General features: G+C 41.3%; 17 protein-coding genes. 8 read left to right on the forward strand and 9 right to left on the reverse strand.

Translation table 11 applies throughout. The features are described 5' to 3' along the window. Positions 1-10: 10 nt before the first annotated feature. The 9 genes from fdx to trmJ all read right to left on the reverse strand — a co-directional run bounded on the left by fdx (position 11) and on the right by trmJ (position 7,215). Complete coding sequence (gene fdx / locus HNW13_RS12905; RefSeq protein WP_101088135.1) at positions 11-346, reverse strand: ISC system 2Fe-2S type ferredoxin; 336 nt, start codon at positions 344-346, stop codon at positions 11-13. Between the two features lie 8 nt (positions 347-354). Next, the gene (hscA, locus tag HNW13_RS12910) at positions 355-2,214 is read right to left on the reverse strand and encodes a Fe-S protein assembly chaperone HscA (RefSeq protein WP_192115933.1); all 1,860 of its coding nucleotides are present in this window, start codon (positions 2,212-2,214) and stop codon (positions 355-357) included. A gap of 72 nt (positions 2,215-2,286) precedes the next feature. After that, on the reverse strand, positions 2,287-2,811 hold the full coding sequence (gene hscB, locus HNW13_RS12915) for a co-chaperone HscB (protein WP_101088130.1): 525 nt from the start codon (positions 2,809-2,811) through the stop codon (positions 2,287-2,289). 56 nt (positions 2,812-2,867) lie between these two features. After that, a complete protein-coding gene (iscA, locus tag HNW13_RS12920; protein ID WP_011637876.1) occupies positions 2,868-3,191 on the reverse strand; it encodes an iron-sulfur cluster assembly protein IscA in 324 nt (107 codons plus the stop codon). A 14-nt stretch (positions 3,192-3,205) separates the two neighbouring features. Continuing rightward, on the reverse strand, positions 3,206-3,589 hold the full coding sequence (gene iscU, locus HNW13_RS12925) for a Fe-S cluster assembly scaffold IscU (RefSeq protein WP_011637877.1): 384 nt from the start codon (positions 3,587-3,589) through the stop codon (positions 3,206-3,208). A 72-nt stretch (positions 3,590-3,661) separates the two neighbouring features. Further along, positions 3,662-4,876, reverse strand: a complete 1,215-nt coding sequence (locus HNW13_RS12930) for an IscS subfamily cysteine desulfurase (RefSeq protein WP_101088128.1) — start codon at positions 4,874-4,876, stop codon at positions 3,662-3,664. Between the two features lie 82 nt (positions 4,877-4,958). After that, on the reverse strand, positions 4,959-5,420 hold the full coding sequence (iscR, locus tag HNW13_RS12935) for a Fe-S cluster assembly transcriptional regulator IscR (protein WP_101088228.1): 462 nt from the start codon (positions 5,418-5,420) through the stop codon (positions 4,959-4,961). Between the two features lie 232 nt (positions 5,421-5,652). Beyond that, positions 5,653-6,474, reverse strand: a complete 822-nt coding sequence (gene cysE, locus HNW13_RS12940; protein ID WP_011637880.1) for a serine O-acetyltransferase — start codon at positions 6,472-6,474, stop codon at positions 5,653-5,655. Positions 6,475-6,492: 18 nt separating this feature from the next. Continuing rightward, the gene (gene trmJ, locus HNW13_RS12945; protein ID WP_182744314.1) at positions 6,493-7,215 is read right to left on the reverse strand and encodes a tRNA (cytosine(32)/uridine(32)-2'-O)-methyltransferase TrmJ; all 723 of its coding nucleotides are present in this window, start codon (positions 7,213-7,215) and stop codon (positions 6,493-6,495) included. A 150-nt stretch (positions 7,216-7,365) separates the two neighbouring features. Between trmJ and suhB the strand changes: the two genes are divergently transcribed. From suhB to HNW13_RS12985, 8 genes are all read left to right on the forward strand, one after another. Beyond that, positions 7,366-8,169 (forward strand): inositol-1-monophosphatase, encoded by an 804-nt coding sequence (suhB, locus tag HNW13_RS12950; RefSeq protein ID WP_011637882.1) that lies wholly within the window; start codon positions 7,366-7,368, stop codon positions 8,167-8,169. Positions 8,170-8,460: 291 nt separating this feature from the next. Then, positions 8,461-8,865 carry a phosphate-starvation-inducible PsiE family protein gene (locus tag HNW13_RS12955; RefSeq protein ID WP_041413049.1) on the forward strand — a complete coding sequence of 135 codons (405 nt, stop codon included), beginning with the start codon at positions 8,461-8,463 and terminating at the stop codon, positions 8,863-8,865. Between the two features lie 295 nt (positions 8,866-9,160). After that, positions 9,161-9,463: a PilZ domain-containing protein gene (locus tag HNW13_RS12960; RefSeq protein WP_162022806.1), complete on the forward strand. Its 303-nt coding sequence runs from the start codon at positions 9,161-9,163 to the stop codon at positions 9,461-9,463. Between the two features lie 102 nt (positions 9,464-9,565). Then, complete coding sequence (locus tag HNW13_RS12965; RefSeq protein WP_011637885.1) at positions 9,566-10,234, forward strand: AAA family ATPase; 669 nt, start codon at positions 9,566-9,568, stop codon at positions 10,232-10,234. Continuing rightward, a complete protein-coding gene (locus HNW13_RS12970) occupies positions 10,221-10,571 on the forward strand; it encodes a replication protein RepA (RefSeq protein WP_101088122.1) in 351 nt (116 codons plus the stop codon). Before HNW13_RS12965 ends, HNW13_RS12970 begins: the two co-directional genes overlap by 14 nt. Before the next feature lie 402 nt (positions 10,572-10,973). Then, entirely contained in the window at positions 10,974-12,650 is a 1,677-nt protein-coding gene (locus tag HNW13_RS12975) for a sensor histidine kinase (RefSeq protein ID WP_162022805.1), read from the forward strand. After that, positions 12,647-13,357, forward strand: a complete 711-nt coding sequence (gene btsR / locus HNW13_RS12980; protein ID WP_192115934.1) for a two-component system response regulator BtsR — start codon at positions 12,647-12,649, stop codon at positions 13,355-13,357. The genes HNW13_RS12975 and btsR overlap by 4 nt, the downstream gene beginning before the upstream one ends. Before the next feature lie 174 nt (positions 13,358-13,531). Continuing rightward, positions 13,532-14,992 carry a carbon starvation protein A gene (locus HNW13_RS12985; protein WP_192115935.1) on the forward strand — a complete coding sequence of 487 codons (1,461 nt, stop codon included), beginning with the start codon at positions 13,532-13,534 and terminating at the stop codon, positions 14,990-14,992. The last annotated feature ends 71 nt before the right edge of the window (positions 14,993-15,063 follow it).

Consider the following 15,063-nt stretch of genomic DNA (forward strand, 5'->3'; position numbering starts at 1 on the left):
TCGGCAAACACTAACCTTCGCTGACCATATTGACTGTGTATTTAGGAATATCGATAATCATATCGCAATCCACCACTTTAGCTTGGCAAGATAAACGACTTTCAGGCTCAAGTCCCCATGCTTTATCTAGCATGTCGTCTTCTAGCTCATCACTTTCGTCAAGCTGTTCAAAACCTTCACGCACAATGACATGGCATGTAGTACAAGCACATGACTTTTCGCACGCATGTTCAATATGAATACCGTTACGCAGCGCAACGTTTAAAATGGTCTCACCCACTTCTGCTTCAAGTACTGCGCCATCTGGACAAAGTTCTTGATGGGGTAAAAATACTAACTGTGGCATCATTTCACCTATATGTTGTCGACCGACTGCCCTTTTAGCGCCGCTCTAATAGAATTATCCATACGTCTTGACGCAAAATCTTGGGTTTTATCATCCAGATTTGCAATCGCTTTTTCAATGGCATCAATATCATCTTGCTGTGCTACGGCATCAAGTTGGGCAATCGCAACGACTAACTCTTCGCGTTCTTGCTCATCTAGAAGCGCTGCATCTTTTGCCAAAGCAGCATTAAGCGATTCGATCACCCGCGCCGCTTCAACTTTTTGTTCAGCCAGCATACGACGAGTAATGTCATCTTTAGCATACTTCATCGAATCTTTTAACATGGTTGCTATTTCAGTATCAGATAAACCAAATGACGGTTTAACTTGAATCGATGTCTTAACCCCGGTGGACTTTTCCATCGCGGTAACACTAAGCAAGCCATCAGCATCCACTTGGAATGTCACCCGGATATGTGCAGCACCTGCCGCTAGAGGCGGAATACCGTGTAAGGTAAAACGGGCCAATGAGCGACAATCATCAACGAGTTCACGCTCACCTTGCACCACATGGAATGCCATGGCCGTTTGACCATCTTTAAACGTGGTAAACTCTTGTGCGCGAGCAACGGGAATAGTGGTATTACGAGTAACCACTTTTTCAACCAGGCCGCCCATGGTTTCAACACCTAGGGATAATGGAATCACATCTAATAGTAACAAATCCGATTCAGGCTTATTACCAACAAGAATATCTGCTTGAATCGCGGCACCAATAGCAACAACACGATCAGGATCGATTGATGTCAATGGTGTCTTTTTGAAAAAAGTTTCAACTTGTTCACGCACCAATGGCACGCGAGTTGAGCCACCGACCATGACGGTTTCAATAACCTCATCCACACTCACGCCAGCATCACGTAAAGTACGACGACAACTGCCGATGGTTTTTTTCACCAACGCGCCAATTAACTCGTTAAGTAAGCTTTTATCGACAATGCAGGTTAATGTCTTTTCAGCCATGACGACAGAAGCTTCAACGCTGTCATTGTCAGTCAACGCTTCTTTAATTCGGCGAGCTTCAATCAGTAATTGACGTGCTAATTGACTGCCTGGTTCTGTTATCTGCCATGCCTGTTGTAAATGGCTCACGAGTAAGTGATCGAAATCATCACCACCCAATGCAGAATCACCACCTGTGGCTAACACTTCAAATACGCCACGGTTTAATCGTAAAACCGAGATATCGAAAGTACCGCCGCCCAAGTCGTATATGGCAATCACACCTTCTTGCTTTGAATCTAATCCATAAGCAATGGCTGCAGCAGTGGGTTCGTTCAATAAACGTAATACTTTAACACCCAATAATTCAGCAGCATCTTTGGTACCTTGACGTTGTGCATCATCAAAATACGCAGGTACGGTAATCACCACGCCTTCTAATACACCACCTAATGTGGTTTCAGCTCGCGCAATTAAAGGTTTTAAAATTTCGGCAGACACTTGAATAGGATTAACTTGTCCCATCGGCGTAGTAAACACTGGCAAACCGTTTTCACTCGCGTGTAATGCGTAGGGTAAACGATGTACACCAGACTGAATATCAGTGAGGCTACGTCCCATAAAACGCTTCACCGAAACGATGGTATTTTGTGGATCTAAAGCTGATTTTTCTTGAGCTTCATAGCCCACTAACACATTGGTTTCGCCATAATGCACCACAGACGGCAATGAATGACGACCTTGCTCATCAGGCAAAGTTAATGCTTGAGCACTTCTTACCGCAGCAACAAGTGAGTTGGTGGTACCAAGATCAATTCCAACCGCAAGACGATGCTGGTGCGGTGCGGCGCTTTGGCCAGGTTCTGCAATTTGCAACAGTGCCATAGTGTTCCAACTTGTTGTGTTATCGATTAGCCAAGCTAATCATAAATAATAAGGTTTAGAATTTAGGGCCAATTAGTCGAGCAAGCCATCTTCAATACGGGCTAACTCATCATGTAATTTTGCCATAAATTTTAGCTTACGAATTTGATCTGCCGCTAATAAAGCATCTGAACTTTCATCACTAATCAATAGCGTCGCTAGCTTAGTGAATAATGTTGACTCAAATTCAGCAAACGAATCATACAGTTCATCAATTGATGACTGTGGTTCACTACTATCTTTGATGTCTTCAAGTGCTTCACGCCACTCCATTTGCTGCATCAAAAATGCACCATCTTTCAATGTTGTGGTTTCATGACTTAATTCAATTCCGCGCAAGCTCAACATATGTTCAGCACGGCGTAAGGGATTCTTTAACGTTTGATAGCCATCATTAACTTGTGCAGTACGCTGTACTGAAAGGAGCTTTTGTTGCTCGGTATCATTAGCGAATTTATCGGGATGAACCGCCCTTTGCAGGTCGCGATAGCGCTCTGCAAGTAAGGCGGTGTCGATATCAAAGGCAGGTACTACATTAAACAGGTCGAAATAATTCATGGGCAGATATCATGCTTACTGTTTGATATAAAACGGCTTAATTAGGTGAACAATGATTAAACGGTGAAACTTTCACCACAACCACACTCACCCTTTGCGTTAGGGTTATTGAACTGAAAACCTTCGTTTAGGCCTTCTTTGACAAAATCAAGTTCAATACCTTGCAAATAAATGAAGCTTTTTGCATCGATGATGATATTCACACCTTCGATATTATAAAGTTCATCATCGTCATTGAGATCGTCAACGAACTCAATGACGTATGCCATTCCTGAACAACCTGATGTTCTCAACCCAAGGCGCAAGCCGAGGCCTTTCCCGCGATTAGCAAGAAACGATCTAACTCGATCAGCCGCAGCGGGGGTCATTGAAATTGCCATCTTAACTCCAGGTATTACTTAGCTTGTCTGCTTTTGTACTCTTCAATTGCTGCTTTAATGGCATCTTCAGCCAAAATTGAGCAATGAATTTTAACCGGCGGCAATGCTAACTCTTCGGCGATGTCTGCATTCTTAATCGTCGCTGCTTCATCAACGCTTTTGCCTTTGACCCATTCTGTTACTAATGAGCTAGATGCAATTGCGCTACCGCAACCATAGGTTTTGAATTTTGCATCTTCAATAATGCCGTCAGCATTAATTTTAAGTTGCAATTTCATTACATCACCACAGGCGGGTGCACCAACCATACCAGTTACTACTGATGGATCGTTCTTATCAAATGAACCTACGTTACGTGGGTTTTCATAATGATCGATTACTTTTTCGCTATAAGCCATGATACTGCTCCAAAATCTGTGTCGTTATCAGTTTACGATTTAATGGTATTACACTCATTTAATAAGATTAAATTAGTGATGTGCCCATTGGACTTGCTCTAAATCGATACCATCTTTGAACATCTCCCATAATGGAGACATTTCACGTAACTTATCGATAGATTCAGTTATCGTTTTGATAGCGTGGTCAATTTCTTCATCAGTCGTAAAGCGACCAATAGAGAAACGAATCGAGCTATGTGCCATTTCATCATTTAAACCCAAAGCACGTAATACGTAGCTTGGCTCTAAACTTGCTGAAGTACAGGCTGAACCAGAAGAAACCGCTAAGTCTTTCAAGGCCATCATTAACGACTCGCCTTCAACAAAGTTGAAGCTCACGTTAAAAATACCACTATAGCGTTGTTCCATATCACCGTTGATATAGGTTTCTTCAATGTGTTTAATACCGTTCCACAACTTATCGCGTAGATGAGTAATACGTGCGCTATCAGCTGCCATGTCTTGTTTTGCAACAACTGCAGCCTCACCTAAACCAACGATTTGATGTGTTGCTAGTGTGCCACTACGCATACCGCGTTCGTGTCCACCACCGTGCATTTGCGATTCAAGACGAATACGTGGCTTACGGCGAACATATAATGCGCCGATACCTTTTGGTCCATACATTTTATGGCCAGAAATCGAAATCAAATCAACTTTGGTGGTTTGAACGTCAATTGGTATTTTGCCAGCACTTTGTGCCGCATCCATGTGGAAAAAGATGCCTTTTGAACGACATAATTCACCAATTGCGTTGATATCATGGATAACACCAATCTCGTTGTTAACGTGCATAATGCTGACTAAAATAGTGTCATCACGCATCGCCGCTTCTAAGCGTTCCATTGGGATAATGCCGTTAGCATCGGGAACAAGATAAGTGACTTCATAACCTTCACGTTCTAACTGACGGCACGTGTCTAACGTTGCTTTATGTTCAGTTTTACTGGTGATGATGTGCTTGCCCTTTTTATGATAAAAATGGGCAATACCTTTAATCGCAAGGTTACTTGACTCTGTCGCACCTGATGTGAAAACAATTTCACGGTGATCAGCATTAATTAAATCGGCAACTTGATTACGGGCGACATCAACCGCCTCTTCTGCTTGCCAACCATAACGATGTGAACGCGATGCTGGATTACCAAACACACCGTCCATTGTCATGTGTTGCATCATTTTTTCTGCGACACGCGGATCTACAGGGGTTGTTGCGGCATAATCTAAATAGATAGGAAGCTTCATAACACACTCCGTACTTAGCAGTCTCAGATGAGGCTACATACAACGTACAAATAATAATTATATATCAATCAACATAGCTGAGTTACAAACTCACTCTATGTTCCTTTTGTATTTCATCTTGCTTTAACGAGATAAATCTTACATCTCGCTTTTGCATTAAACCTGCAAGAGAAATACTGTTTAAAAAATCTGAAATTTGTTTACTTAAGTCACCCCATAAAGAATGGGTTAGGCAACGAGTACCGCTTTGGCAGTTACCTTTTCCTTGACAACGAGTGGCATCTACAGATTCATCAACAGCATGCACGACCATGCCAACTGAGATATCGACGGCTTCTAAACCTAATCGATAACCACCACCGGGTCCGCGGACACTCGACACTAGACCATGTTTGCGTAACTTAGCGAAGAGTTGTTCAAGATAAGACAAAGAGATACCTTGTCTTTCAGAAATATCGGCTAAAGGTACAGGACCAGTAGCAGAGTGAATCGCAACATCCAACATAGCTGTCACTGCATAGCGACCTTTTGATGTAAGTTTCATAACTTGTACTGCTCCCAAAAAGTATGCAGTAATTTCAACATACCCGAGTAATTTAGTCAAGTATTAATCCTACTAAAACACTCGGGTATTATGGCATTGCTTATAACCAAAAGGTCCATGTTTTCGCAGGGCGTATTTAACCTTTTTATCTTGTAAGATTCAATGCCGACAAGGAAATTAATCGCATTATCGGCCATTTCTTTGACTTGAATCTACAATGACTTACGGATTATTAAATACTCGGGTCGAACTTATCAATGTCATGTTTACGATTAGTGGCCGCTTCTCGAGAAGCTTCATCGAATGCATCAACGGTTAACTCTGGCAACTTTTTAGTACAGACTTCACCGCCCATTTGTTGAATGGCATTACACAGTTCTTGTACTTTAGAGTCCATCAAATGCATATGGTCAAGCATTTGCCCAATCGCATTAGCGACCGGATCTGGATTGTCTGGTGACACAGCGTACGCATCAAAACCGTACTTTTTGGCCATTTCAGTGCGACGTTCAGTTTTTTCTTTTGACTGATTGGTCGGCGAAGCCACTACACGTCCAGGAATACCTACGACGGTATGATCGCTTGCGACATCTTTAACAACCACAGAATTAGAGCCAACACGTGCACCATCATGCATAGTGATAGGTCCAAGTACTTTGGCCCCTGCACCAATAACCACATTATTACCTAATGTAGGATGACGTTTGCCTGGCTGCCAGGTGGTCCCACCCAAAGTAACGCTATGATAAAGTGTGCAATCATCACCGATTTCAGCGGTTTCACCAATAACGACACCCATACCATGGTCAATAAAAAAACGTCGACCAATCGTCGCTCCAGGATGAATTTCAACACCCGTTAACCAACGCGAAAATGTTGATAAACAACGCGCAGTAAAGCGCCAGTTGGCAAGCCAGAGTTTATGACTAATACGATGGATCCAAATCGCGTGCATACCGGGATAATTAAATATTATCTCTAAGGTACTGTTTGCGGCTGGATCTCGATGATATATCGATTCAATGTCTTCTTTTAGTCTATCGATGACGCCCATGGTATGTTCCTTTACTGCTTAATCTTGTTTATCCATTTTCTTATCAATGGAAGTCAAAATACCACGAAGAATATTCATCTCTGGTGCTTCAATACGTGCACGAGTGTATAAACGACGAAGTTTAGTCATCACTTGTCCAGGATGATTCTTAATCACAAACCCTGTTTTAGACAACGTCGACTCTAAATGGACGAAGAAACGTTCTAGCTCAGAGGTTAATGGATATTCATCCGTTACAGTGGGTGTTTCTGTTTGCGCTAGATGGGCAACTCGAGTTTCATAACAAATAATTTGTACTGCTTGAGCCAAGTTTAACGAGCTATATTCTGGGTTTGCCGGAATAGCTACATGGTAGGTACATTTTTGTAACTCTTCATTACTTAAGCCATGATTCTCACGACCAAAAACAATAGCAACAGGGCCATTTAAGCTTTCTTTAGTGAGTTTCAAACCCGCTTCACGAGGATCAAGCATCGGCCAATCAAGAGTACGGCTGCGTGCACTCGTGGCAATGACTAGACTACAATCGGCTATGGCTTCTTCTAACGAATCAACTCGCGTAAGGTTTTTCAGAATGTCTGACGCACCAGCAGCTAGTGCTATCGATTGCCCATCAGGCTCTGTTCTTGGCTCTGCAAGATATAAATTTGATAAGCCCATGGTTTTCATCGCTCTAGCAGTAGAGCCAATATTACCAGGGTGTGAGGTACCAACTAAAACAACACGAATATTACTGAGCATGTAGCACTTTCTTTTAGCTAAAAATATTATCCGTATATTATCACAATCGTTAAAAATTACGTTATATGAAAATCTGCATTTGATATAACTGTCAAATTAAGTATAATGCGGGCGCTATTTTACTCGTTCTTTAACATCCAGGGGATTGCAATGCATCCGATGCTGACTATTGCCACGCGCGCTGCTCGCGCCGCGGGCCAAACTATTATGCGCGCCTATACTGAACTTGACCGTGTTGAGGTAAGCAGTAAAGGTATTAATGATTTTGTGACTAGTGTAGACAAGGAAGTAGAAGCAACTATTACATATCAAATTCGTAAATCTTATCCAGACCACACCATTATTGGTGAAGAAAACGGTGAAAACCGTGGTACTGATAAAGACTACATTTGGATTGTTGATCCTTTGGATGGCACTAACAACTTCGTTCGTGGTATTCCTCACTTCGCGGTATCTATCGCATTACAATATAAAGGCAAAATTGAAGTTGCCGTTATTTACGATCCTGTCCGTGAAGAATTATTTTCAGCGATTCGCGGCAAAGGCGCTAAGCTCAATGATTTCCGTTTACGTGTAACCAACGTAAATGATTTGAGCAGCACCATGATTGGTACCGGTTTCCCATTCAAAGCACGTCAACACACTGAAAGCTATATGGCTATTTTGGGTGAAGTATTCCCATTATGTGCTGATATCCGTCGTGGTGGTTCTGCTGCATTAGATTTAGCTTACGTCGCTGCAGGCCGTTTAGATGGTTTCTTTGAAATTGGTCTTAAGCCGTGGGACATTGCTGCGGGCGACTTAATTTGTCGTGAAGCTGGCGGTACTGTTACTGACTTTATGGGCGGACACAACTATATGGTTTCAGGAAACATTGTGGCTGGTAGTCCAAAAGTGACCACGCAATTAGTTAAAACTATGCGTCCCCTACTAAATGAAGGTTTAAAACGTTAATCGTTTACCTTTATTTAGACAAACCGCTAGAGCATCGCTTTAGCGGTTTTTTTATGTCTATTGAATGGCATGACTCTAGCCTCGTGAAGGATTAATCTGAGCCTAGTAAAGATAAAACGCTAACTAATAACTCATAACGGCGTAAATCATACTATATCGATATTGAGTGGAGAGTATATTAACCACTTATTCTGCAAACCACAGTTTATCTCAAAAAATCGACCCAGATCACTGGGAAATTATGCGGAAGTCGTCAATAATAGTGTTTTGATTTTATTAATGAAGATGACTATGCCATTACTGCGAAAAGTAGGACTAAAATCCTTAAAAAATATCGAACATTTAGTATTATTAATTATCGCACTGGCAACGGTATTTGCTATTGGTGAAGAAATTCTCCACATGATTGCCATTCGAACCGTCGAGCTGGCCGATTTACTATTACTGTTTATTTATCTTGAAGTTTTAGCGATGGTCGTTAATTATATTGAGTCCGGTAAATTACCTATTCGTATGCCGCTTTATATTGCAATTGTTGCATTGGCTCGATACTTGATTTTAGACATGAAAGGCATGGAAGATTGGCGTATTTTAGCCATTTCACTGTCGACAATTTTACTGGCTGGCACGGTAATTGTGATTCGTTGGGGTCAGTTGAAAATGCCTTACCCTAAAAACCAAGACTACGATAATTAATCACCTTAACTGCCACTCAACATACCGAGTATCGATGACTCAGCATTATAATGATAATTTTGTCTTGCTTAACAAAGCAGTTATGCTAAAAATTACTAACAGCATAAAAAGGTAAATGTATAAGTCGATGTAAAACGTTAACACTCAGCACTGAATGTTAACGATAACAATAATGAGCTAAACAATAGAATGTTGTAAGGCTAGCGGTAATTAGGCATCTATAGTCTTGATGATGAATTATCGCCAAACAACAGTTCAAGATGCCGATAGACGGATCATTTCAAGGAGAAACAGGATGGGCCAAGAGCCAACAGGATTCGAAGAAAAACGCGGTTCGTTACGTGTAGATATGGAAGCTGAGCGGATCCGCCTAGATTGGATTAATACTCATGGTGAATCATGTGTCGACCATGGTATCTGCATCGATCTTGCTCGCAAAGGGGTATTATTTGACTTTAAAACCTCTTTTAAAGTGGGTGATTTGATAGCCTTAACGTTCAATGAAAACACCGATAAACAAAATACCATTAAAGGCCAAGTTTGCCGTTGCACCGAATGCTCACCTCATAGTTACCATATTGCTTTACAGCTAATTTAATTGATTATTTTCATGCAGTCCTTTATGGCTGCTCTATACTCAAGATAAAATACTAATCGATATTTTCGGTGCTACAAAGCGCCTAGCATCAAGGATCACAACATGATATTGCTGGTTGGTGGAGAAAAAGGTGGCAGTGGCAAAAGCTGTTTAGCACAAAATATTGCTGTACATATTAGCCAAAAACACGATGCAAATGTACTTATGGTTGACTGCGATCCGCAACGAACCACATCCGACTGGATCCAAGCTCGTAATAATGACCCCAGCCTAAAAGCCATCAATTGTATTCAGCTTTATGGAAAAATCCGTAATGATCTACTGAGTCTTAATGATAGGTTTGACTATGTCATTGTTGATTGTGGTGGCCAGGATAATCTAGCAATGCGAGCTGCCATGTCTGTCGCAACCTATGTTGTTATCCCACTTCGTCCTAAGCGACGCGATCTTAAAACCTTACCTCATATGGAAGACATGCTCAGTACTTGTAAAATGGTCAATCCTAAAATGATTGCCGCCATTGTGATAACACAATGCCCTGCACTGCCATCTCAAGGTAAACGGATTTTAGAAGCTAAGGAAGTGGTTGAGTCTTTTGGTTTACGCGCACTCAATTCAGTGACGTTTAGTCGTAACATCTATGATGACAGCGAAGAAAGCGGTTCTTCAGTGCTTGAAATCGATCCTAGCGGTAAAGCGGCAGATGAAATTAGAGCCATTGCCGATGAGCTTTTTGCCATTCCACCAGAAAATAGTTATGAGTTTAACTGATCTTAAGCGCAAGAAACCCAAAGATACCCGAGTAAAGGTATCTGTAGACGACTTTATCGAAGATGCTAATAATTATGCGTTAGGTCTTGGGGCATCGCATGGTCAACCCGATATCACTTCAACAACTCAAGAGTTCTTAAAAGGGCTCGATAAAAAAAGCACTAAAATTTATCGTCATGCCACTTTCACACTGACCGAAAAAAGCATTTCACAATTGGATGAGATAGCCAAAACCAGCAAAGTTGCCAAATCCAAAATTCTCAGAATACTCATTGATGAGTTTTATCAGCAAAGTAGTGTGAAACAATCTGATTTATTGCGTAAAACATCACGTTAACAGCAACAGTTTTTGGTTAATATCTTCAGAATATACTGGCATAGATGCGGTCCTGTGATGCACCAAATACCCAAGTTATAGCGTATTATCGATTGTGAGCAATGATATGTTTAGACAACTCATCATGGTCGACTCATTAGTCGTGACAAAACGTGATAGTTCAGCGATGCATCGAAATACAATATCCCGGTTCTAAAACAACCTTAGTTGATAACCTATTATTACTGTTGATAGCTTTTTAACAATAGACTGAAATTGAAATAGTATGGTTTTATATTACATTCACATTTTGAAAACCAGATGCTGAGAACTAGACTTGACTAACCTGTTAATACACGCTCACAAGAGTCAATAATATATCCACCACAATTTGACTGCGTTTAATTAATCCAAAGAGAATATATGTCGTTAATAATACTGCTAACACAGCAAATGTGTGTTTACTTAGTTATCGTTTACTTAGTCAGTAAAACGCCATTGTTTAAACTTTTCGCAGAAACATCAAAAAGATTACCGCACAAAATTTTTATCTATCTGGTGTTCTCCAGCTTTTGCATTATGGCGACTTACTTTGGTGAGCAAACATCTGGAGCCATCGCCAATACTCGTGCTATGGGCGCTGTGTTGGGCGGATTATTAGGTGGACCAGTCACTGGTCTACTGGTTGGGTTAACAGGTGGATTACACCGTTATTCAATGGGTGGATTCACTGATATTGCTTGCGCCATATCCACCACCTTAGAAGGCTTATCTGCGGGTATGATCAGTTATTACTTCAAAAAAGCCGGTAAATCAGAAATGGTTTATCAGCCAATTGTGGTATTTGGTGTGACGTTTATGGCTGAAATAATGCAGATGTCGATAATTGTATTAATCGCAAAACCCTTTGACCAAGCCTGGGAATTAGTCAAACTCATCGCCCCGCCAATGCTACTGATTAACTCATTAGGCGCGGCGATGTTTATGAGTATTGTTCGCGACCAAAAGGCCATGTTTGATAAACTTTCTTCCAGTTTTTCGACTAAAGCACTCAAAATAGCTGAGCGCAGTGTCGGCTTACTGTCTAAAGGGTTTGATTTAGAGTCGAGCCAAAAAGTCGCCCAGATAGTAATAGAAGAAACCCAAGTCGGCGCAGTCGCCATTACCGACACCACTAAATTACTGGCATTTATTGGGCTTGGTGCCGATCACCATATACCTAATACGCCTATTTCCTCAAAAATCACTCTCGAAGCCATCGCACAAAATAGTGTGATGTTTGCTGATGGTGTCGATACCACTTATTCCTGTTCTATATCGCCCAATTGCAGTTTAGGCTCAAGCCTAGTTATTCCGCTGCGCAGTAACGACGAAGTCATTGGCACCATTAAATTATACGAGCCTAAAAACAAATTGTTTTTAAACATTAATCGTACTTTAGGCGAAGGTATTGCCAGGTTACTGTCTAACCAAATTCTTTATGGCCGCTTTGAACAACAGCAAAACTTATTGATGCAAGCAGAGATAAAATTGCTACAAGCTCAAGTTAATCCACACTTTTTATTTAATGCACTCAATACAATCAGTGCAATTATTAAGCGTGACCCGCAAATGTCTAAACAATTATTGCAGCAGTTATCGCAATTTTTACGCATCAACTTAACCCGAACGACTGGACTTGTGACAATGGCTGATGAACTTGAGCACATAGACGCTTACCTAGCCATTGAACGCGCCCGTTTTATCGACAAACTGCACGTCAACATAGATATTGCTATGATTTATCATCACCAAAAAATGCCTGCATTTACCTTACAGCCTTTGATTGAAAATGCAGTTAAACACGGTACGTCGCGTATGCTTGATGCTGGTGTTATTGATGTTAAAGCCACTTTAGACGGCGATGACTTATTGCTCAACGTGACCGATAATGCCGGTTTATATCAACCCTCTAAAAACACAGATGGTTTAGGCATGAACTTAGTCCACAAACGAATTCAAAATTTATTTGGCAGCCAATACGGTATTGAAGTTGAGTGTGAACCCGATGTATTCACCCGCGTTAGTGTGCGTTTACCGTTAAAGGAAATTGACCAATGATCTCGTGCTTAATCATTGATGATGAACCCTTCGCCCGCCAAGAAGTGGCAGATTTACTCGACAAACATCCTGATATCAAAGTCCTTGGACAGTGTAGTAATGCCATTGAAGCACTACAACAAATTAACCTGTTAAAGCCCGATCTGATTTTTGTTGATATTCAAATGCCACGGATAAATGGCATGGAGTTAATCGCCATGCTTAATCCTGAAAAAATGCCACGAGCAGTATTTATTACCGCATTTGATGAATATGCGATCAAAGCATTTGATAACAATGCATTTGACTACTTACTTAAACCCATCGATGAAAAACGCTTTAACCAAACTTTAGACAAAGTACGCACCAACATGACGCCGCAACTAATGACGCAGATACTGCCAATGCAATTAGCCCATTTACCCTGCTACAGTGGCAATAAACTCAAAGTTGTCGCTACCGCTGATGTAGAATTTATAGTCAGTGATGTAGGCGGTATTCATGTGTGCTGCAATAAAGGTTTCAGTCACACCCAATTAACCCTTAAGGTATTAGAGCAAAAAACCGCGCTATTTCGTTGCCATAAACAATACTTACTGGCCACAAGTGCTATTTCAGAAATTGAAATCACCGACACGGGTGCAGAAGTCACCACCCATAGCGGGGCAAAAGTACCTGTGTCACGTCGTTATCTTAAAGAGTTAAAGCAGTTGCTTGGATTTCAATAACCAGGTATACGCCACATAAAGCGTGACATGCACCACATTTGCCCAACCACCAACACCGCTCAGGATGACTATTTACCGCTTACTCAGCCTTTTTAACCTGTCACTCAGTTAGTCCCAAATACCCTATTTTGATGTTTTAAAATGATGTCACTATAAAAATGGGGAGATAACAAAATGACGTGGTTTTTACTTTGTGTAGGCCTGCTAATTGGCGGCTATTTTATTTATGGGGCTTTTGTCGAAAAAGTGTTCGGCATTAACACCCAAAGACAAACGCCTGCTTTCACTCAGACAGACGGTGTCGACTTCGTACCGATGTCTAAAGGGAAAGTATATTTAATTCAACTGTTAAACATTGCTGGTGTCGGTCCAATTTTTGGTCCGATCCTAGGTGCCCTTTATGGCCCGGCGGCGATGCTATGGATAGTATTTGGTTGTATTTTTGCAGGTGCGGTTCACGATTATTTTTCGGGGATGTTATCGGTACGCAATAACGGTCAATCAGTTCCTAACTTGGCTGGTAAATATTTAGGTAAAAATGCCAAACACTTTATGAACTTGTTTGCCATTATCTTATTGTTGCTAGTTGGCGTGGTGTTTATCTCTGCTCCTGCAGGATTACTAAGCAAACTTACCGGACTAGATGTCACCATCTTTGTTGGTATCATTTTTGTGTATTATTTAATTGCTACCATCGTGCCTATCGACAAGATTATTGGTCGCTTATATCCATTCTTTGGTGCATTACTGGTCTTTATGTCACTCGGACTGATTATAGCGTTAGCATTATCAACCGAACATACCATGTTACCTGGCTTTGAAATGGGTGACTTCTTTAGCAACTTAAACCCAAATGACATGCCATTATGGCCAGCCTTGTTCATCACGATTGCATGTGGTGCAGTATCGGGATTCCATGCAACACAATCACCTTTAATGGCGCGCTGCGTTGAAAATGAATCAAACGGCCGCTTTGTGTTTTTTGGCGCCATGATTGGTGAAGGTGTTATTGCATTAATTTGGTGTGCAATTGCATTATCATTCTTTGGTGGTGTTGAAGGATTGAATGTCGGTATGGCTGGTAACCCAGCAAATGTTGTATACGAAGCATCTAATGGGCTATTGGGTACATTTGGTGGCTTCTTGGCTATTTTAGGTGTCATTGTATTGCCTATCACCTCTGGCGATACCGCATTTCGTTCAGCGCGGTTAATTTTGGCAGAGTTCTTTAACATCAAGCAAATTGAGTTACCGAAGCGTTTAATGCTAGCACTACCATTATTTGTCGTCGGTGCCGTATTGACTCAAGTCGACTTTGGTATTATCTGGCGCTACTTTGGTGTCACAAACCAGACTACTGCTGTATTAATGTTATGGACCGCTTCAGCTTACTTACTGCGCTACAATAAATTCCATTGGATTTGTACTGTACCGGCTATGTTCATGACCTGTGTTGTGATTAGCTTTATGTTGAACTCATCAACATTAGGTGCAGGTCTACCGATGACGGTGTCAACCATTGCAGGTTTAGTCACTACCGCAATCATTGCGACAATGATTATTATTAAAACCAAAGGCAAAGGGGATATTGACACTGACGAAGATGACAAAGTTGAACTAGTCAACGAGCTATAGAGGTTAATATCATCAATAAACGGCAGCTTCGGCTGCCGTTTCTGTGTTGATATCACTTTGGCAACAATGTG

The organism is Shewanella sp. BF02_Schw, assembly GCF_014596695.2.
GTDB lineage: Bacteria > Pseudomonadota > Gammaproteobacteria > Enterobacterales > Shewanellaceae > Shewanella.